The sequence below is a fragment of the uncultured Aquincola sp. genome (genome assembly GCF_964001545.1).
In the GTDB taxonomy this organism is placed as follows: domain Bacteria; phylum Pseudomonadota; class Gammaproteobacteria; order Burkholderiales; family Burkholderiaceae_C; genus Aquincola.
Window position 1 is genome coordinate 1 of the sequence record NZ_CAXFDV010000236.1, and the last position, 19,166, is coordinate 19,166.

The window sequence follows — 19,166 nt, forward strand, 5'->3', positions numbered from 1 at the left end:
CCGAAGAGGTGGTGAATGCCATCTGCGACCACCCCACCATCAAGGCCATCAGCTTCGTCGGCTCCACCCGCGTGGGCACCCATGTGTACCAGCGCGCGTCGCTGGCCGGCAAGCGCGTGCAATGCATGATGGGCGCCAAGAACCACGCGGTGGTACTGCCCGATGCCCACCAGGAACAGACGCTGAACGCGCTGCTGGGCGCGGCCTTCGGCGCCGCCGGCCAGCGCTGCATGGCGGTGTCGGTGGCGGTGCTGGTGGGCGCCGCGCGCGACTGGGTGCCCGCGCTGGTGGAAAAGGCCAAGACCCTGAAGGTGGGCGCCGGCGATGCGGCCGGCACCGACGTGGGGCCGCTGATTTCCTGCGCCGCGAAAGACCGCGTGACGCGCCTGATCGGCCGCGGCATCGAAGAAGGCGCGCGGCTGGCGCTGGACGGCCGCCAGCCCACGCTGGCCAGCGGCACGGCCGAAGGCAACTACGTGGGCCCCACCATCCTGGCCGGCGTGAAGCCGGGCATGACGGTGTACGACGAAGAGATCTTCGGCCCGGTGCTGTGCCTGGCCGAAGCCGAGACGCTGGATGAAGCCATCGCGATGATCAATGCCAACCCCAACGGCAACGGCACCGCGGTGTTCACCCAGTCGGGCGCGGCGGCGCGCAAGTTCCAGGAAGAGATCGACGTCGGCCAGGTGGGCATCAACGTGCCCATTCCGGTGCCGGTGCCGCTGTTCTCGTTCAGCGGCTCGCGCGCTTCCAAGCTGGGCGACCTGGGGCCCTACGGCAAGCAGGTGGTGCTGTTCTACACGCAGACCAAGACCGTCACCGCCCGCTGGTTCGACGACAACAGCACCGGCGGCGTCAACACCACCATCAGCCTGAAGTAAGCCGCCCGCCCCGGCCATGGACTTTGAACTGAACGACGACCAGCGCGCCTTCCAGCAGACGGCGCGCGACTTTGCGCAGCAGGCGATGGCGCCGCAGGCCGCGCACTGGGACGCCGAGGCCGTGTTCCCGGTGGACGTGCTGCGCCAGGCCGGCGAGCTGGGCTTCATGGGCCTGTATGCGCCCGAAACCAGCGGTGGCCTGGGCCTGACGCGGCTGGACGCCACGCTGGTGTTCGAAGAGCTGGCCGCGGCCTGCCCTTCCACCGCTGCGTACATCACCATCCACAACATGGTGGCCTGGATGGTGGGCCGCTTTGCGCAGCCCGAGGCGGCGCAGCGCTTCGGCCCGCCGCTGGCGCGCGGCGAATGGCTGGGCTCTTACTGCCTGACCGAGCCCGGCGCAGGATCGGACGCTGCCTCGCTGCGCACCAGCGCCCGGCGTGACGGCGAGCACTACGTGCTCAGCGGCGGCAAGGCCTTCATCTCGGGCGCAGGCGCCACCGACGTGCTGGTGGTGATGGCGCGCACCGGCGGGCCGGGTGCGGCCGGCATCTCGGCCTTCGTGGTGGACGCCCAGAGCGAAGGCATCCGCTACGGCCGCAAGGAAGAGAAGATGGGCTGGAACAGCCAGCCCACGCGGCAGATCGCCTTCGACGAGGTGCGGGTGCCGGCCAATCACCTGCTGGGCCAGGAAGGCGAAGGCTTCAAGATCGCGATGAAGGGCCTGGACGGCGGGCGCATCAACATCGGCACCTGCTCGGTGGGCGCGGCGCAGGCGGCGCTGAATGCCGCGCAGCGCTACCTGCGTGAGCGCCAACAGTTCGGCCGCCCACTGGCCGAGTTCCAGGCGTTGCAATTCAAGCTGGCCGACATGGCCACCGAGCTGGTGGCCGCGCGCCTGATGGTGCGGCTGGCCGCCAGCAAGCTGGACGCGGCCGACGCCGACGCCACCACCTACTGCGCGATGGCCAAGCGACTGGCCACCGACCTGGGCTTTCGGGTGTGCAACGAGGCGCTGCAGCTGCACGGCGGCTACGGCTACATCCGCGAATACCCGCTGGAGCGGCTGTTGCGCGATGCACGGGTCCACCAGATTCTGGAAGGCACCAACGAGATCATGCGCGTCATCATTGCGCGCCGCATGCTCCAAGACGACGCCACCGACACCATCCGCTGAACTTGTATGGACAACCTGATGGACGACTTTGCCGGCCTGAAGCTGGAACGCCGCGGCCACACCGCCGTGGTGACGCTGCACAACCCCCCCGCCCACACCTGGACCGAAGACAGCCTGCAGGCGCTGACAAGGCTGGTCAAGCAGCTCGATGCCGAGCGCGACATCTACAGCCTGGTGATCACCGGCGACGGCGAGAAGTTCTTCTCCGCCGGCGCCGACCTGAAGCTGTTCGCCGATGGCGACAAGGGCCGCGCCGCCACCATGGCGCACCGCTTCGGGCAAGCCTTCGAGACCCTGGCCGCCTTTCGCGGCGTGAGCATCGCCGCCATCAACGGCTATGCGATGGGCGGCGGCCTGGAATGCGCGCTGGCCTGCGACCTGCGCGTGGCCGAAGAGCATGCGCAGATGGCGCTTCCCGAAGCCACCGTCGGCCTGCTGCCCTGTGCCGGCGGCACCCAGTGGCTGGCCTGGAACGTGGGCGAAAGCTGGGCCAAGCGCCTGGTGCTGCTGGGCGAGCGGGTGGACGCGGCCACCGCCCAGCGCATCGGCCTGGTCGATGAGGTGGTGCCCCGCGGCGGCGCGCTGCAACGTGCACTGGCCATGGCCGCGCAGGTGGAAAAGCAAAGCCCCACCAGCGTGACCGCCTGCAAGCGGCTGATCAACGGCGCGCGGCACCAGCCGCCGCAGCAGGTGCTGGTGGCCGAGCGCGAGGCCTTCGTGGCCCTGTTCGACAGCCAGGACCAACGCGAAGGCGTCAACGCCTTTTTGAACAAACGCCCACCGGAGTGGCGCAATGCCTGACCTGGACACCATGACCACCGACGGCGTGGCGGTACGCGAGATCACCACCGCCAGCGGCCACCGCATCGGCCATGCCACGCTCAACAGCACCGCCACGCTGAATGCGCTCAACCTGGCGATGGTCAAGCGCCTGGCTTCGGCCTTGGCCAGCTGGGCCGACGACGACGGCATCGTGGCCGTGCTGCTGGATGCGGCCGGCGACAAATCCTTTTGCGCCGGCGGCGACGTGGCCTCGCTGGCGCGCGAGATCCTCGCGCTGCGCCAGCAGGCGCCGGGCAGCGTGTCGCCGCTGACGCAAGCCTTCTTCGAGCATGAGTACCGGCTGGACCACCGGCTGCACACCTATCCCAAGCCCGTCCTGGCCTGGGGTCACGGCATCGTGATGGGCGGCGGCATCGGGCTGCTGGTGGGCTGCTCGCACCGGGTGGTGACGCCCCGCACCCGGCTGGCCATGCCCGAGGTGGCCATCGGCCTCTACCCCGACGTGGCCGGCAGCTGGTTCCTGCCGCGCATGCCGGGGCAGACCGGGCTGTTCCTGGCGCTCACCGGCGCTTCGGTGCATGCCAGCGATGCGCTGTTCCTGGGCCTGGCCGACTTCGTCGCCCGCCATGAAGACAAGGCCGCGCTGCTGGCCGCGATGGCCGAAGCGCCCTGGCGCGGCCGTTCAGAGGAAGACGGCGCGCTGCTGAGCCATTTGATCGAAGCGCTGGGCGCGCCCGATGAGCTGCCCCCTGCACCGGTGCGCACGCACCTGGACCTGATCAACCGCACGATCGGCCACGACCGGCTGGCTGATGTGGCGCCGCGGCTGCGCGCGCTGGCCGACCATGCGGAGCCCTGGCTGGCGCAGGCGGCGCAGGGCTTCATCAAGGGTTCGCCCAGTTCGGCGGCGGTGTCGTTCGAGCTGCTGCGCCGGGCCCGCACGATGTCGCTGGCCGAGGCGCTGCGGCTGGAATACGACCTGTCGCTGGGCTGCTGCGTGCACAACGACTTTGCCGAAGGCGTGCGCGCGCTGCTGATCGACAAGGACAAGAACCCGCGCTGGGACCCGCCCACGCTCGACCTGGTGTCGCCGGCCCATGTGCGGGCGCACTTCGAGCCGCGCCACAGAGGCCCGCACCCGCTGGCCGATCTTGTCTAGACAAGTTCACGAGGAGACAACCCCATGAGCACGCAACGCATCGCCTTCATCGGCCTGGGCCACATGGGCGGCCCGATGGCGCTCAACCTGCACAAGGCCGGCCATGAGGTGGCGGCCTTCGACCTCAGCGCCGAGGCCTGCCAGCGCCATGCCGACCAGGGCCTGCGCATCGCGCCCTCGGCCACCGCGGCGGTGGAAGGTGCGCAGGTGGTGGTCAGCATGCTGCCGGCCAGCCGGCACGTGGAATCGCTGTTCCTGCCGCAAGGTCAAGCGCCCGGCCTGCTGGCCGCGCTGCCCGCCGGCACGCTGGTGATCGACAGCAGCACCATCGCGCCGGCCAGCGCCCGCAAGGTGGCTGACGCCGCCCAGGCGCGTGGCCTGGCGTTCCTCGATGCGCCGGTGTCGGGCGGCACCGCGGGCGCAGCGGCCGGCACCCTCACCTTCATGATCGGCGGCGACGCGGCCACGGTGGAGCGGGCCACGCCGCTGCTCAAGCACATGGGCGCCAACCTGTTCCATTGCGGCGATGCCGGCGCCGGCCAGGCCACCAAGCTGTGCAACAACATGCTGCTGGCGGTGCTGATGATCGGCACCAGCGAGGCGCTGGCCCTGGGTAACGCGCTGGGGCTGGACGCCAAGGTGCTGTCGGAGGTGATGCGCCGCAGCTCGGGTGGCAACTGGGCGCTGGAAAAGTACAACCCCATGCCCGGCGTGATGGAAGCCGCCCCCGCCTCGCGCGGCTACACCGGCGGCTTCGGCACCGACCTGATGCTCAAGGACCTGGGCCTGGCGCTGGAAGCCGCCCTGGGCGCCAACGCCGCCGTGCCGCTGGGCGGCCTGGCCCGCCAGCTGTACGCCGCCCACAGCAAGGCCGGCCACGGCGGCGAAGACTTCTCCAGCATCCTCAAGCTGCTGACGGGCGAGGGCTGATCACGCCCGGCTTGCTCCCCCTCGGGGAGCGGTCCGGGCGCAGCCCGGGCCTCGGGGGCCATCGTCAACCCAAACTTCGCGCTGCCCTGCGCAGCGCCTGCGGCGCCTGTCCATACAAGCGCACGAAGGCGCGGCGCATGCGCTCTTCGTCGCCGAAGCCGGTGGCGCGGGCCACCGCGGCCACGCTGCCGTCGCCGGCCTCGATGCGCAGGCGGGCCGCTTCGGCGCGGATGTGTTCCACCGCCTTGGCCGGCGTCTGCCCCGTCTCCGCGCGGAAGGCGCGGGCGAACTGTCGCGGGCTCAGGCAGGCCACGGCGGCCAGCTCGTCCACCGTCAGCGCCGTCGTCAGGTGGTCGCGGATGTGGGCCAGCACCGCGCGCATGCGCTCGCTGCCCGGCGCCAGCGCCAGCAGCGAAGAAAACTGCGACTGGCCGCCCGCGCGCCGGTGATAGACCACCATCTCGCCGGCCACCGCCTGCGCCAGGGCGGCGCCGTGGTCTTCTTCCACCAGGGCCAGCGCCAGGTCGATGCCGGCGCTGATGCCGGCCGAGGTCCACACCGGCCCGTCGCGCAGGTAGATGCGGTCGGCCTCCACCCGCACCGCCGGGTGGCCTTGCTGCAGCGTGGCCGCATGCCGCCAGTGGGTGGTGGCGCGGCGGCCGTCCAGCAGGCCGGCGGCTGCCAGCGCGAAGGCGCCGGTGCACACGCTGGTGACGCGGCGGCGGCTGCGCGCCAAGCCTTGCAGCCAGGGCTGCAGCGCCAGCAGTTCGTCCGATGCCTGACCTTGGCGCAAAGGCGCGCCACCCGGCACCATCACGGTGTGGGGCGCCACGCCGGCCCAGGCCTCGGTGCTCACGGCCACGCCGGTGATGCTGGCCACCGGCCCGCCGCGCCACGACACCGCCTGCACCGCGTAGCGCGGTGCGCGGCGCGCGGGGGCCATGCCGGCGGCCATCTGGAACACCGTCATCGGGCCGGCCAGGTCCAGCAGCTCGAAGCCGTCGAAGGCCACGATGGCCACCTGACGTGTCATGGCAGAAAGCGAGGGAAGTTTGTCATTGCCGCCGCAGTGTGCGCGGCAGCATGGGGGGCCGTCAACGCAGCCTGCCGCCCCATGAGCACCCCCTCGCCGACCTGCTTGCCCACCACCCCGCCCCGCCGGGCCGACCAGCGCGACGCCCTGCTGCTGGCCGTGTGCCAGGCGCTGTACATCGCTGCCATTTCCATCGACCTCACGCTCACCGGGCTCACCGGCCAGCACCTGGCGCCCACGCCGGTGCTGGCCACGCTGCCGTTTGCGCTCATCACCGTGGGCAGCGCGGTGGCCACCTGGTTCGCGGCGCAGCTGATCGAGCGGGCCGGCCGGCGCACCGCCTTCCTGCTGGGCGCGGGCTGCGGTGCGGCCGGCGGGCTGGTGTCGGTATGGGCGGTGGTGCATCAGCACTTCTGGCTGTTCTGCGTGGGCACGGCAGCGGTGGGCGTGTTCCAGGCCTTTGCCCAGTACTACCGGCTGGCCGCGGCCGATGCCGCGCCCGAGCAGCACAAGGCCCGCGCGGTGTCGCGGGTGATGACGGGCGGCGTGCTGGCCGCCTTTGCCGGCCCCGCCCTGGCCGCCTGGAGCCGCGACTGGCTGGCGCCTTCGGCCTATGCCGGCGCCTACCTGATGGTGGCGCTGCTGGCGGGCCTGTCGCTGCTGTTGCTGGCGCTGCTGTACCGCGGGGCCGATGCGCCGCCCACGGCCGCCACCCAGGCCGCCCACGCCCTGCCCGCCCGGCCGCTGCGCGAGGTGCTGCGCCAGCCGATCTTTGCCGCCGCGCTGGCCAACAACGTGGTGGCGGCGGTGGCCATGATGTTCGTGATGACGGCCGCGCCGCTGGCCGCGGTGGCCTGCGGCCATGCCATCGACGAGGGCGCGCGCATCATGCAGTGGCACTTGGTGGGCATGTACGGGCCCGCCTTCTTCGCGGGTGCCTTGATCGCCCGCTGGGGCCTGCCGCGGGTGCTGGCGCTGGGCATGGCGCTGTGCGCGGCCTGCTGCGCCATCGCCATGGGTTCGACCAGCCTGCGTGCGTTCGAGGTGGCGCTGCTGCTGCTGGGCATCGGCTGGAACTTCATGTTCGTGGGCGGCACCACCTTGCTCACGCGCAGCTACCGCCCGGCCGAGCGGGCGCGGGTGCAAGGCCTGGCCGAACTGCTGCGCCAGGCGCTGACGGCGCTGGCCACGCTGGGCGCCGGGCCGCTGCTGCAGGCGCTGGGCTGGGCCAGCCTGAACGCGGCCACGTTGCCGCTGCTGGTGCTGGCCGCCGGCATGACGGGCTGGTGGGTGCTGGCCGAGCGGCGCGGCGCCGGCCATGGCGCAGCCGCCTCGGCCACCTGACCGCTAGCGCTTGCCCAAGGCCCGCAGCGTGGCCTGCGCACCGATGGCCACCGTGGGCTGCACGCTGCCGTAGTACGAGACCACCGATGCACCGGCGATCGCCACGTTCAGCGATTGCCGCACCGACACGGTGGCATGCGACCGGCCGCCGCCTTGCACCATGGCTTCTTCCACGTCGAAGTCGGCGGCGTCCAGCCCGGCCCGGCCGCCCAGCTGCGCATTCAGCTCGCGGGTGCGGCCGGTCAGCAGCAGCTGGCTGCCGCCGCCCAGCGCCACGCGCAGGCGAGAGACGTGCAGCTGGCGCAGCGTCAAGGCGCTGGCGCCGCCGCCGGTGATGCTCAGCTCCCGCGCCGCCAGGCCATCGGTCGTCACCTGGGTGACGCCCGAAGCGGCCAGCGCCCGCAGCTGCCGCAGCGTGATCAGCACCTGCGCGGGCGGGCCTTCGATGCCGGGCTGGTCGACCACCTTCAAGGTGTCGTTCTCCACCTGCGTGCCGATCAGGGGCAGCTGGGCGGGCGTGGCGTCGACCACGATGGCGTCGGCGTCGCCCCGGCGGATCACCACCTTGGCGGCGGTGTTCAGTTCCACCCGGTCGAAGCCGCCCAGGTAGCGATGCTGCGGCTCGGCGCCCGCGGGTGTGGCCACGGCTGCCAGCACCGCCATCCACAGGCCGGCGGCCAGGGCGGCCGCCGGGTGGCGCAGGGTGGACGAATCAGACTCGGGCATGGGGGCCAACGGCGGGGACTGCAAGAGACCCCCGATATTGACAGGTTCCCGGGCCAGCTCAGTGGACCAATCAGTGGGCCACTCAGTGGGCCGAGGCGGTGGAGGCGCCCAGGCCGGTCTCCGAGCGCACCCGCTGCGCCGCGAAGGCGGCCCGCTCACGCCCGGCCTGCGCGCTGCGGTCCAGCACCGAGAACAGCCAGATGCCCACGAAACCGATGGTCATCGAGAACAGCGCGGGCGAGGTGTACGGGAACAGCGCCGAGCCCTTGGGGTTGCCCAGCGTGGCTTCCCACACCGACGGCGACACCACGGTGAGCGCCACCGACGAGGCCAGGCCCAGGAAGCCGCCGATCACCGCACCGCGGGTGGTGCAGTCCTTCCACAGCACGCTCATGAACAGCACCGGGAAGTTGGCCGAAGCCGCGATGGCAAAGGCCAGGCTGACCATGAAGGCGATGTTCTGCTTCTCGAAGGCGATGCCCAGGGCCACCGCCACCACGCCCAGCGCCAGCGTGGTGATGCGCGAAACGCGCAGCTCCGAGGCGCTGTCGGCCTGGCCCTTCTTGAACACCGTGGCATAGAGGTCGTGCGACACCGCCGAGGCGCCCGACAGCGTGAGCCCCGCCACCACCGCCAGGATGGTGGCAAAGGCCACCGCCGAGATGAAGCCGAAGAACACGTTGCCGCCCACCGCCTTGGCCACCAGCACCGCCGCCATGTTGGAGGCGCCCGCGCCGCCGTGGATCACGCCCGTGGCCACGTCCGCGAACTCGGGGTTGGTCAGCACCAGGGTGATGGCACCGAAGCCGATGATGAAGATGAGCACGTAGAAGTAGCCGATCCAGGTGGTGGCCCAGAACACGCTCTTGCGGGCTTCCTTGGCATCCGGCACGGTGAAAAAGCGCATCAGGATGTGCGGCAGACCGGCGGTGCCGAACATCAGCGCCATGCCGAAGCTGATGGCGCTGATCGGGTCTTTCACGAAGCCGCCCGGCCCCATGATGGCCCCGCCCAGCCTGGCCGCTTCTTCGGGCGTCTTGCCGGCATGGCTGGCAAAGCCGGTGCGGATTTCCACCGCGCGGGCGAACAGCCGCTCGGGGCTGAAGCCGAACTGGCTGAGCACCATGAAGGCCATGAAGGTGACGCCCGACAGCAGCAGCACCGCCTTGATGATCTGCACCCAGGTGGTGGCCGTCATGCCGCCGAAGAGCACGTACAGCATCATCAGCGCGCCGACGATGACCACGGCCATCCAGTAGTCCAGCCCGAACAGCAGCTTGATCAGCTGTCCGGCGCCCACCATCTGCGCGATCAGGTAGAAGGCCACCACCACCAGCGTGCCGCTGGCCGCAAACGCGCGGATGGGCGTCTGCTGGAAGCGGTAGCCGGCCACGTCGGCAAAGGTGAACTTGCCCAGGTTGCGCAGCCGCTCGGCCATCAGAAAGGTGAGGATGGGCCAGCCCACCAGGAAGCCGATGGAGTAGATGAGGCCGTCGTAGCCGGTGGCCATCACCGCCGCCGAGATGCCCAGGAAGGACGCGGCCGACATGTAGTCGCCCGCGATCGCCAGCCCGTTCTGGAAGCCGGTGATGCCGCCGCCCGCGGTGTAGAAGTCGGCCGCCGAGCGTGTGCGCGAAGCCGCCCACTTGGTGATCCACAAGGTGCCCAGCACGAACACCGAGAACATGCCGATGGCGATCCAGTTGGTGGGCTGCTTGGCCACCTGGCCCACGTCGCCGCCGGCGGCCATGGCGGCCGGCACCGCCAGCATCAGCATGGCCGCTGCCCACAGGCTTGGCAGGCGGCGGCTCATCGCGCCACCTCTTTCATCAGCTCGGCGGTCAGGCGGTCGTATTCCTTGTTGGCACGGCGCACGTACAGGCCCGTGATGACGATGGTGAACACGATGACGCCCATGCCGATGGGAATGCCCAGCGTGGTGACGCCGCCGCCCAGCGGCTGCGCCAGGAAGGGCTTGTCGAAGGCGATGAGCGCGATGTAGCCGTAGTACACGGCCAGCATCACCAGCGTGAGGATCCAGCCCAGGCCCCCGCGTTTTTGCCGCAGCTCGTGGTACTTGGGATGCGCCTCTATCCGGGCGACGAGAGGGTCGGTCATCGTTGTCTCCTGTTGTGCGATGGCGCGACTGTGCGCGCCGAGCTTGACCGCCAACTTACGCGGCCAAGGGGCCGCATTTGCGACAGGTCAAGGACAGGAGGCGCCGATGACGGCGCCGCGATGATCAGCCCGTCAAGGTCAGCCGCACCGGCGGCAGGCCGGCGATCTCGCCTTCCACCACCGCGGCCTGCGGCGGCACGGGCACCAGGCCCACGAAGGAGCCGGTGGTGATGACGGTGCCGGCCGGCAGCCGATCACCGCGACGGGCCACATGGCGCACCAGCCAGGGCAGCAGGCGCAGCGGATGGCCGGCCGGGTTGTGGCCCGGCAGGCCGGCCAGCGGCTGGCCGTCGATGGACAGGCGCAGCGCCGGATCGGTGAGCGAGCGGCCGCGGTCGAAAGCCACGGCTTCTCCCACCACCAGGCCGCCGTGGTACAGCAGGTCGGCCTCGGCCAGCAGTGGCGGCACCACCACCGCTTCATCGAAGCGGCTGGCCACCAATTCGATGCTCGCGGCCATGCGGTCGATGGCCGACAGCACCTCGGCGTCGGGCAGGGCTTCGTCCCCGGGGCCGAAGTCGCGGCCGAAGAAGAACGCCAGCTCCAGCTCCAGGCCCCGCAGGCGGCCGGCCGGCACGCGGCCCTGGCGCAGCGGCACCGCCGCAGGGCTGCGCAGCACCGCATCGGCCGGCAGCGGCGCGCCGTTGATGGGGCCGTCAGGCGTCTTAGCGCCCACCTTCCAGCCGGCCACCGGCTGGCCCAGGCGGGCCAGCAGCGCCTGCTGGGCATCGGCCGCTTCGGCCTCGGTGGCGGGCAGCGGTGCTTCAGGCAACGCAGCCAGGCTGCTGCCCTGTTGCCGCGCGGCGGCCAGCAGCTCGGCCAGCGCAGTCCATCGGGGGGTGGTCATGCTCATCCTTTGAAGCCGCCGTCGGCCAGCCAGGCCAGCTCTTCGGCCGTGCTTTCGCGGCCCAGCAGCGCATTGCGGTGCGGAAAGCGGCCGAAGCGCAGCACGATGTCGTGGTGGTGCTGTGCATGCTGGGTGTAGCTGTCGCCCATCGCGCGGTGCAGGTCGAGCGAGGCGCGCTGCTCGGGCATGGATTCGGCATGCATCAGCGGCAGGTAGCAGAAGATGCGCAGTTCGGGCTCGATGTGGTGGTCGAAGCTGCGCTCCAGCAGCCGGGCGCTGAAGTAGCGCGCCAAGGCGTCGGTGGCGTACATGTGGGCGGTGCCGCGGAAGCAGTTGCGCGGAAACTGGTCCAGCAGCAGCACCAGCGCCAGCGAGCCCGCCGGGGTTTCGGCCCAGGCATCCAGCTCGCGCCGGGCGGCGGCGAAATGCTCGGCTTCAAAGCGCTCGCGGAAGTCGCGGTCGAAAGCCTCGTTCTTGGCAAACCAGCGCTTGGGTCCCGCCTCTTGCCAGAAGCGGATCAGGTCGTCGGGAAGGGTCATCGTCGGTCGCAGCGTGGGGGAACAGGCTCGCACGAGTATCCGCCCCCTGGCGCCAGGGATTGTCTGGAGCGCGCCCGCCCCGGCCACGCCGTATGGTCAGAGGATGCAGACCGAACCGCTTGCCCCCGCCGGCACCAGCCCCTTCGACCTGCCGCTGGCCCGCCTGGGCTGGGCCGATCCGCCGCGCTGGCTGCTGCTGGGCCTGCGCGACTTCCTGCGGGCGCCGGGCATCGGGCTGTTCTTCGGCGGCTGCTTCGTGGCCATGGGCTGGGCGCTGCTGAAGGTGTTCCAGTCGGCGCCGGCCTATGTGCTGGCGCTGTCGGCCGGCTTTCTGCTGCTCGGGCCGCTGCTGTGCATGGGCCTGTACCGCGTGAGCCAGGCGCTGGAACGCGGCGAAGCGCCCGACTTCGGCGATGCGCTGCTGGCCTGGACCACGCGGCCCGGCACTTTGGCCATCTTCGGCTTCGTGCTGCTGGTGCTGGAAATGCTGTGGGGCCGCGCCGCGCTGGTGATCTTCGCGGTCAGCTTCGATGGCATGCCCGACTTCCAGGGCTCGCTGGCCAGGCTGCTGCAGCCGGACAACCTGCCCTTCATCGCCACCTACTGCGGGGTGGGCGCGCTGTTCGCAGGTTTGATCTACGCGGTCAGCGTGGTGTCCATCCCCATGATCCTCGACCGGCCGGTGGACGCCATCACCGTCGGGCTCACCAGCCTGCGCCTGGTGCTCACGCAGACCGGCGTGATGCTGTGGTGGGGCGCGCTGATCACCGTGCTGGTGGGCCTGGCGCTGTTGCCGTGGTTCCTGGGCCTGCTGGTGGTGGGCCCGGTGGTGGGCCACGCCAGCTGGCATGCGTATCGGGCCGCACTGGGCCCGGGCACAACGGGATTTGCCCGAACGTAGTTCTACGGGCTTTGCGCCGGTGGGGCGCGGTGCCTACGCTTGCGGCCACCTGTCCGCACAAAGGCAGTTGGAGGAGACAGCATGTCCAAGACCCTGGCCGGCACCGCATCGGGTGCCTTCTCGCGCCGCCCCATCCAGGCGGCGGCCCTGGCCGCCCTGGCCGGCACCCTGGCCGCCTGCGGCGGCGACGGCACACAGCTCAACAAGCTGCCCGCCGACATCACCCACCACGGCGCCACCACCTATGGCGCCACCGCGGTGGGCACCGGCGCCACCGCCGCCACGCAGGACCTGCTGACCGGCGGCCTGGGCAAGACCGGTCTGGGCGCCGCCCTGCCCGCGTATGCCGACCCCGCGGCGCCCACCGCGGCCGAGCTGCGCCGCAACGCCATCCACAGCAACTACCGCGGCCTGGTGGACATCACCGCCAACGGCGGCTATGGGCGCTTCTATGGCCCCAACATCGACGCGGCGGGCAACGACACCGGTGGCGAGGGCCTGATTCCGGGCCGCGAATACATCGGCTCCATCGACGACGGCAGCGGCAACAAGCGCAGCGTGGTGGCGGTGCAGATTCCCACCAGCTTCAACCCCGACGCACCTTGCCTGGTGCTGGGCCCATCGTCGGGCTCGCGCGGGGTGTATGGCGCCATTGCCACCGCCGCCGAATGGGGCCTGAAGCATGGCTGCGCCGTGGCGCTGACCGATGCCGGCAAGGGCATGGGCCTGTACGACCCGACGGACGACACGGTGAACCGCATCGACGGCACCCGCGCGACCCGCAGCGCAGCGGGCGCGCTGAGCCACTTTGCCGCCACGCTGACCGACACGGCGCGTGCGGCCTTCAACGCCGCCTTCCCCAACCGGCTGGCGCTCAAGCATGCGCATTCGCAGCAGAACCCCGAGAAGGACTGGGGCAACGACACGCTGGCCGCCGCACGATATGCGCTGTGGGCGCTGAACGAGGAGTACGCCCGCGTCTCGTGGGACGGCAGCACCAAGGAAGCGCGCTTCGACGGCGGCAACACGCTGGTGATCGCGGGTTCGGTGTCCAACGGCGGCGCCGCGGTGCTGCGCGCGGCCGAGCAGGACAGCGAAGGCCTGATCGACGGCGTGGTGGCCGGCGAGCCCAGCGCGCAGCCCGCCAGCACCAGCGGCTATGGCGTGAACCTGGGCGGCGCCGCGGTGCCGGCCTACGGCAAGCCGCTGTTCGACTACTTCACCTTCGCCAACCTGTACCAGCCCTGCGCTTCGCTGGCGCCGACGGCGGTGCTGGGCGAGGCCACCACCTACAACATCATGGGCTCGGCGGCCTTCCGTGCGCTGGCCACCAACCGCTGCGCGGCGCTGGCCGCGCGCGGCCTGGTGACCGGCGCCACCACCGCCGACCGGGCGGCCGATGCGCTGGCGCGGCTGCGCGCCTACGGCTACGGCGCCGAGAACGACACCATGCACAACGCCCACTACGGGCTGGGCAATGCGGCCATCATCACCATGATGTATGCCAACGCGTACGGCCGCTTTTCGGTGGCCGACAACGTGTGCGGGCTGAGCGTGGCAGCCACCAGCGCCACCACCGGCGAGGTGGTGCCCGTGGTGGCCAACACCAAGGCGGCCAGCTTTGCGCTGGGCAACGGCACCGCCAACGGTTCGCCGGCCAGCGTGGTCTACAACAACTCGGTGGGCGGGGCGCGGCAGTGGTCGTTCGGCGTGTCGCCCACCAGCGGCACGGCCGACCTGGCGCTGGACTCGGCCCTGTGCCTGCGCGCGCTGGCCCTGGGCGCCGACCCCGCCACCGGCGCCGCCCTGACCGACAGCACCACGCCCACGCTGGCGCAAAGCCAGGCCGTGCGCGCGGGCGTGAACGACGTGCTGCTCAATGGCAAGCTGCGCGGCAAGCCGGTGATGATGGTGGGCGGCCGCAGCGACGCGCTGATCCCGGTCAACCATTCGGAACGGGCCTACGCCGCCTTCAACCGCCTGCAGGAAGGTGAAGGCAGCCAGCTGCGCTACATCGAAGTGACCAACGCCCAGCACTTCGACGGCTTCCTGGGCCTGGCCGGCTTCGACACCCGCTTCGTGCCGCTGCATGTGTACTTCAATGCCGCCATGGATGCGATGTATGCGCGCCTGAAGAACGGCGCCGCGCTGCCGCCCAGCCAGGTGGTGCGGGCCGTGCCACGTGGCGGCACGCCGGCCTCGGCACCGGCGCTGACGGCAGCCAACATCCCGGCCATCAGCACCGCGCCAGCCGCGGCCGATGCCATCGGCTTCAGTGGCACGTCGATCAACGTGCCGAACTGACAGCCGGCTGCGGGCTGGCGGGCCTTCAGCCCGCCGGCCAGCGCTGCCAGGCCCACAGCGCCGCCGCCGCCAGCGCCGTGAGGGCAGCGGCGCCGCGGGCGGCGGCATGCCAGGGCTGGCTGCGCGCCTGCATCCACCACGGCAGCACCAGCAGCGCCAGCAGCAGCTGGAAGGCTTCCACGCCCAGGTTGAAGCTCAACGTGGCCAGCAACAGGCTGGCGCGCGGCAGTTGCAAGGCTGACAGCACCTCGGCAAAGGCCAGGCCGTGCACCAGGCCGAAGGCGCCGGCCACCCAGGCTTCGCGGCGCGGAAACAGCGGCCGCAGCGCATGCAGCGCGGTGATGCCCACCGACAGCGCGATCAGCACTTCCACGCCCGGCCCGGCCGGCGGCAGCCAGCCCAGCGCCGCGCCCAGCAGCGACAGGCTGTGCCCCCCGGTAAAGGCGCTGATGCGCCAGCCCGCCTGCGCCAGCGGCCCGCGCCAGCCCGCCACCGGCTGCCAGCGGCCTTGCACCGCCTGCAGCGGCGCGGTGATCAGCAGCGCCAGCAGGAACAGCAGGTGGTCTGCCCCTTCGGCGATGTGCTGCAGGCCGAGCACGAACATGCTGGCAGCGGCAGCGGCCGGGCGCTCCGGGCCACGCGTGAGCGCGATCGGCCGCAGCTCGCCACGCAGGGCCGCCACCAGCACCGGGTGCTGCGGCAGCACGCCGCGGCTCCAGTCCTGCGCCATCGACACCAGCGCGGTGTGGGTGGCGATCTCGCGCAGGATGACCTCGTAGCGCAGCTGCAGCGCAGGCACGTCGGCCGCAGCCCCCGGCGGCGGCTGCAGGGCCACACGCACGCGCCATTCGTCAGTGCCGGTGCCACCGCCGGCCGTGCCTGCGGCTGGCGGCTGCAGGGCCTGCACCTGCACCGCCCATGGCACGGGCTGGCCCGGCACGCTGGCGGCCACCCGCTCGGCCACGTAGGCGCGCACCGCTTCCTGCGTGGGGGCTGGCAGGGCGGCCTGCGTGGGGGCCACGCCGGCCGCATGGGCCATGGCCACCGCCAGCCGGTCGGCCGGCAGCTGAAGGTCGAGCTGCCACTGCTGCGGCAGCACCGCCACCGGCACCACCGAATGCGGCAGGTCGTGCGCCAGCGCCGGGCGCAACAGCACGGCACCCAGCGCCAGCGCCAGCCATACCCACCGCAGCCCGCGGCCGGCGGCGCCGGACCAGCGCGGCTCAGAAGCTGAAGTTGCCACCGTAGTCCAGCTGCTTGTCGCGCCAGATGCTGTGGTAGTGGTTCTGTGCGTTGAAGACGATGCCACCCTGCACCGAGAACTCGATCCACACGCTGGGCCCGTCGATGCGCACGTAGGAGCCGCGGGTGGCCAGGTCGCTGACCGAGGCCCAGGCGATGGTGGTGGCCTTCAGGGCTTCGTCGGTGGTGTAGGCCTCGGCCTGGCCGTTGCCCTGCTCGTCGCCCGCATAGCTGAGGATCGCGGCCTTGACCAGCGCCCGCTGCGCATCGCTGAGCGCAGAGACCGACAGGCCCTGCGCCGTGCTGGGGAACTTGCCGTCCTTCTGCGGCGGCACCAGCAGGTCGTCATAGGCCTGCGACAGCTTGGCCGTGGCCAGCTGCGTGGCGTCCAGGCCCTGCAGCATGGCCAGCAAGGCATTGCGGCGGCTGGCCATCGGGGCGTGGCTGCTGCCGTCGCTGGCCGTCCAGCTGGTGGGCTCCACGCCCACGAACATGGGCGTGGCACTGACGGCCGTGTTGCTGCTGTTGACGCTGATGTTCACGGTGTAGTGGTGCCCCGTGAACTGCAGGATCCACGGCGACGTGGCGCTGGGCGTGCCCAGGAAGGAGATGTAGTACAGGTCCTGCCCGTAGCCGGAGGCGTAATTGGCCAGCACGCCATCGGCCGCCCGCAGCTCGGTCGCGGTGGTCTGGCCCTGGGTGCTGAGCGCGGCGGTCAACAGGGCCTCGGCCGCGGCCTTGGCGGTGCTGCCCAGGGACGACAGCGCCAGCCCGTTGCGGGCCACGATGCTCACCGGCAGGTTGGACCAGTGCTGCGTGGCATTGGACGCGCTGAGCGTGTAGCTGACGCTGGCCAGCTGGCTGCTGCTCAAGGTGGCGCGGAAGGCCGTGGCCAGGCACAGCAGCTTCGCGCCCTGGGTGGTGCTGGCGCTGCAGTCGGTGCTGGTGGTGGTGGTGCCTGTGGTGCTGCTGCCGGTGGTGGTGGTCGACGTGCTGCCACTCGAGCTGCTGTCGGTGGTGGTCGTGGTCGTCGTGGTCGTCGTCGTCGAGTCCGACGTGCTGGCGCTGCTGCTGGCGTCGCTGGAGCCGCCGCAGGCGGTGATGCCGGCGCCCAGGGCCAGCAGGCCGGTGGCCAGCGTGCATAACAGCCAGCTGCGGGAGACGGTGCCGTGCGGTGTCATCAAAAGGTCCTCTTGCCCGGCCGCTGCCAGCGACCTTCAGGTGCCCTGGATGGTGAAGCGCCTGCATCACTGCAGTTTTTCTCATCTTCATCAGCTTTGACACAAACCCTGGCATATGTGGGCAAGCACCGACAGGCGCCCGCGCCCGCTTCTCACACGCATGCGCTGCGGCAACCCCGACCATCGGTTACCCACAGTCACGCCCGCATGCCATGAGCGATTCCCAACCCATCCACATCCGCAAGGGCCAGGCGCCCGGGCAGATCGACCGCGACACCTTTCGCGAGCGGTTCAACCGCCGCTTCTACGACCCGGCCTTCGAGGGGGAGAAAGAAGCGATCGCGCGGCTGGAAGAGATTGCCTGGCAGGCCTTCAAGGACGGACGCAAGGCGCCCATCACCCGGCCGGCCGGCCCCGAGTTCATGGATCCGGAGTACGAAGCGTCGGTGGAATGGCTGGACACCCGCGACAAGCTGCAGAAGGCGCAGAAGACCTGGCGCGACGCGGCCACCCGCCCACGTGTGCTGCTGATCAATGCCAGCTCACGCAACGACGGCACCTGCCCCGGCGAAATCGCCAAGACCTGGCGCATGACGCAGCTGGCGCGCGAGGTGGTGGAAGCCGAGGGCATGGAAGCCGACGTGCTGGACCTGAGTCTGGTGACCTCGGAATACGGCCGCGCCATCCACCCCTGCAAGGGTTGCGTGGGCACGGCCATGCCGCTGTGCCACTGGCCCTGCAGCTGCTACCCCAACCACTCGCTCAACCAGGCCGACGACTGGATGAACGAGATCTACGAACGCTGGGTGCTGGCGCATGGGGTGATGATCCTCACGCCCACCTACTGGTACCAGTCGACCAGCCCGCTCAAGCTGATGATCGACCGCCTGGTGTGCGCCGACGGCGGCAACCCCGACGTGACCAGCACCCACGGCAAGAAGCCGGAGCAGGCCAAGGCCATCGAGCAGGCGGGCTGGGACTTTCCCAAGCACCTGGCCGGCCGCGCCTATGGCGTGGTGGTGCACGGCGACGTGGCGGGCATCGAGGTGCACCGCCGCAACCTCACCGACTGGCTCGACTGGATGGGTCTGGTGGACGCCGGCGCCATGGCCAGGCTGGACCGCTACATCGGCTACTACGAGCCCTACTGGAACAGCCACGACACGCTGGACCAGGACGAGGCGATGCAGGAAGAAGTGCGCAATGCCGCCCGCGCCGTGACCCATGCCGTGAGCGCGCTGCGCAGCGGCGAGCTGGTGCAGCCCGACGCCGGCCTGCGCGCGCCGCGGCCCAAGTGAGCACGACCCCTTTCAACCACACCTTCGAGGAGACCCCATGTCTGAAAAAACCGCCAGCGTGCATTGGGAAGGCCGCGGCCCCAAGGGCCAGGGCCGCATCAGCACCCAGACCGGCGCGCTGAACAACCACCCCTACGGCTTTGCCAGCCGCTTCGAGGACGACCGCCGCGGCACCAACCCCGAGGAGATCGTCGCCGCCGCCCACGCGGCCTGCTTCACCATGGCCTTCTCCTTTGCCTGCGACAAGGCCGGCTTTGCCACCGAATCGGTGGACACCCGCGCCAACGTGCGGCTGGTCAAGGACGGCGCGGGCTTCAAGATCGACCGCATCGCGCTGCAGCTGACCGCCCAGGTGCCCGGCATCGACGAAGCCAAGTTCCAGGACATCGCCGCCGCCGCCAAGGCCGACTGCCCCCTCTCCAAGGCCCTGGCCAGCGTGCCCGAGATCACGCTGGAAGCCACGCTGGTGCAAGGTGGTGGGGGCGAAGGGCAGGCGCGTTGATGGCGTAATCCGTCCCACCGACGCGGTCTATACCGTGCGGTTTGCAGGTGCGGTCTATGTTCTGCACGCCTTCCAGAAGAAGTCGAAGGCAGGCATCAGAACGCCCCTGGAAGATGTACGTTTGATCCACGAGCGGCTTCA

The 19,166-nt window shown here is 70.9% G+C and carries 18 protein-coding genes and 1 pseudogene; 11 read left to right on the top strand and 8 right to left on the bottom strand.

The window, feature by feature from the left end; genetic code table 11:
- From ABNT58_RS08075 to mmsB, 5 genes are all read left to right on the top strand, one after another.
- The coding region (locus ABNT58_RS08075) for an aldehyde dehydrogenase family protein (RefSeq protein WP_348752987.1) at window positions 1-881 on the top strand (881 nt) is incomplete at its 5' end.
- 16 nt (window positions 882-897) lie between these two features.
- Window positions 898-2,058, top strand: a complete 1,161-nt coding sequence (locus ABNT58_RS08080) for an acyl-CoA dehydrogenase family protein (RefSeq protein ID WP_348752988.1) — start codon at window positions 898-900, stop codon at window positions 2,056-2,058.
- 18 nt (window positions 2,059-2,076) lie between these two features.
- Window positions 2,077-2,859, top strand: a complete 783-nt coding sequence (locus ABNT58_RS08085) for an enoyl-CoA hydratase (protein ID WP_348752989.1) — start codon at window positions 2,077-2,079, stop codon at window positions 2,857-2,859.
- Window positions 2,852-4,000 (top strand): enoyl-CoA hydratase/isomerase family protein, encoded by a 1,149-nt coding sequence (locus ABNT58_RS08090; RefSeq protein ID WP_348752990.1) that lies wholly within the window; start codon window positions 2,852-2,854, stop codon window positions 3,998-4,000. Before ABNT58_RS08085 ends, ABNT58_RS08090 begins: the two co-directional genes overlap by 8 nt.
- Before the next feature lie 24 nt (window positions 4,001-4,024).
- A complete protein-coding gene (gene mmsB / locus ABNT58_RS08095; protein ID WP_348752991.1) occupies window positions 4,025-4,930 on the top strand; it encodes a 3-hydroxyisobutyrate dehydrogenase in 906 nt (301 codons plus the stop codon).
- A gap of 64 nt (window positions 4,931-4,994) precedes the next feature.
- On the opposite strand, the gene ABNT58_RS08100 is transcribed toward mmsB, so the two are convergent.
- Window positions 4,995-5,963 (bottom strand): DJ-1/PfpI family protein, encoded by a 969-nt coding sequence (locus tag ABNT58_RS08100; RefSeq protein WP_348752992.1) that lies wholly within the window; start codon window positions 5,961-5,963, stop codon window positions 4,995-4,997.
- 81 nt (window positions 5,964-6,044) lie between these two features.
- On the opposite strand from ABNT58_RS08100, the gene ABNT58_RS08105 reads away from it, so the two are divergent.
- Window positions 6,045-7,307, top strand: a complete 1,263-nt coding sequence (locus ABNT58_RS08105; protein WP_348752993.1) for an MFS transporter — start codon at window positions 6,045-6,047, stop codon at window positions 7,305-7,307.
- A gap of 3 nt (window positions 7,308-7,310) precedes the next feature.
- Here ABNT58_RS08105 and ABNT58_RS08110 read toward each other — a convergent pair whose 3' ends face one another.
- The 5 genes from ABNT58_RS08110 to ABNT58_RS08130 form a co-directional block, all read right to left on the bottom strand.
- A complete protein-coding gene (locus ABNT58_RS08110) occupies window positions 7,311-8,033 on the bottom strand; it encodes a DUF2807 domain-containing protein (protein ID WP_348752994.1) in 723 nt (240 codons plus the stop codon).
- An 82-nt stretch (window positions 8,034-8,115) separates the two neighbouring features.
- Complete coding sequence (locus tag ABNT58_RS08115) at window positions 8,116-9,846, bottom strand: cation acetate symporter (protein ID WP_348752995.1); 1,731 nt, start codon at window positions 9,844-9,846, stop codon at window positions 8,116-8,118.
- A complete protein-coding gene (locus ABNT58_RS08120) occupies window positions 9,843-10,151 on the bottom strand; it encodes a DUF485 domain-containing protein (protein WP_348752996.1) in 309 nt (102 codons plus the stop codon). Before ABNT58_RS08120 ends, ABNT58_RS08115 begins: the two co-directional genes overlap by 4 nt.
- Before the next feature lie 124 nt (window positions 10,152-10,275).
- The gene (locus tag ABNT58_RS08125; protein ID WP_348752997.1) at window positions 10,276-11,058 is read right to left on the bottom strand and encodes a fumarylacetoacetate hydrolase family protein; all 783 of its coding nucleotides are present in this window, start codon (window positions 11,056-11,058) and stop codon (window positions 10,276-10,278) included.
- A 2-nt stretch (window positions 11,059-11,060) separates the two neighbouring features.
- The gene (locus ABNT58_RS08130) at window positions 11,061-11,597 is read right to left on the bottom strand and encodes a DUF924 family protein (protein ID WP_348752998.1); all 537 of its coding nucleotides are present in this window, start codon (window positions 11,595-11,597) and stop codon (window positions 11,061-11,063) included.
- Between the two features lie 103 nt (window positions 11,598-11,700).
- Here ABNT58_RS08130 and ABNT58_RS08135 point away from each other — a divergent pair, with 103 nt between their 5' ends.
- Both ABNT58_RS08135 and ABNT58_RS08140 read left to right on the top strand, forming a co-directional pair.
- The gene (locus tag ABNT58_RS08135) at window positions 11,701-12,498 is read left to right on the top strand and encodes a DUF2189 domain-containing protein (RefSeq protein ID WP_348752999.1); all 798 of its coding nucleotides are present in this window, start codon (window positions 11,701-11,703) and stop codon (window positions 12,496-12,498) included.
- 81 nt (window positions 12,499-12,579) lie between these two features.
- Window positions 12,580-14,802, top strand: a complete 2,223-nt coding sequence (locus ABNT58_RS08140; protein ID WP_348753000.1) for a 3-hydroxybutyrate oligomer hydrolase family protein — start codon at window positions 12,580-12,582, stop codon at window positions 14,800-14,802.
- A 25-nt stretch (window positions 14,803-14,827) separates the two neighbouring features.
- Here the strand turns inward: ABNT58_RS08140 and ABNT58_RS08145 are convergent, their stop codons facing one another.
- Window positions 14,828-16,045 (bottom strand): HupE/UreJ family protein, encoded by a 1,218-nt coding sequence (locus ABNT58_RS08145; protein ID WP_348753001.1) that lies wholly within the window; start codon window positions 16,043-16,045, stop codon window positions 14,828-14,830.
- A complete protein-coding gene (locus tag ABNT58_RS08150; protein WP_348753002.1) occupies window positions 16,026-17,225 on the bottom strand; it encodes a DUF3500 domain-containing protein in 1,200 nt (399 codons plus the stop codon). The genes ABNT58_RS08145 and ABNT58_RS08150 overlap by 20 nt, the downstream gene beginning before the upstream one ends.
- Before the next feature lie 212 nt (window positions 17,226-17,437).
- Between ABNT58_RS08150 and ABNT58_RS08155 the strand changes: the two genes are divergently transcribed.
- The 3 genes and pseudogenes from ABNT58_RS08155 to ABNT58_RS08165 form a co-directional block, all read left to right on the top strand.
- Window positions 17,438-18,523: a flavodoxin family protein gene (locus ABNT58_RS08155; RefSeq protein ID WP_348753003.1), complete on the top strand. Its 1,086-nt coding sequence runs from the start codon at window positions 17,438-17,440 to the stop codon at window positions 18,521-18,523.
- A gap of 37 nt (window positions 18,524-18,560) precedes the next feature.
- On the top strand, window positions 18,561-19,025 hold the full coding sequence (locus ABNT58_RS08160) for an OsmC family protein (protein ID WP_348753004.1): 465 nt from the start codon (window positions 18,561-18,563) through the stop codon (window positions 19,023-19,025).
- 22 nt (window positions 19,026-19,047) lie between these two features.
- Window positions 19,048-19,166: pseudogene (locus tag ABNT58_RS08165) on the top strand (type II toxin-antitoxin system RelE/ParE family toxin); the annotation flags it as partial.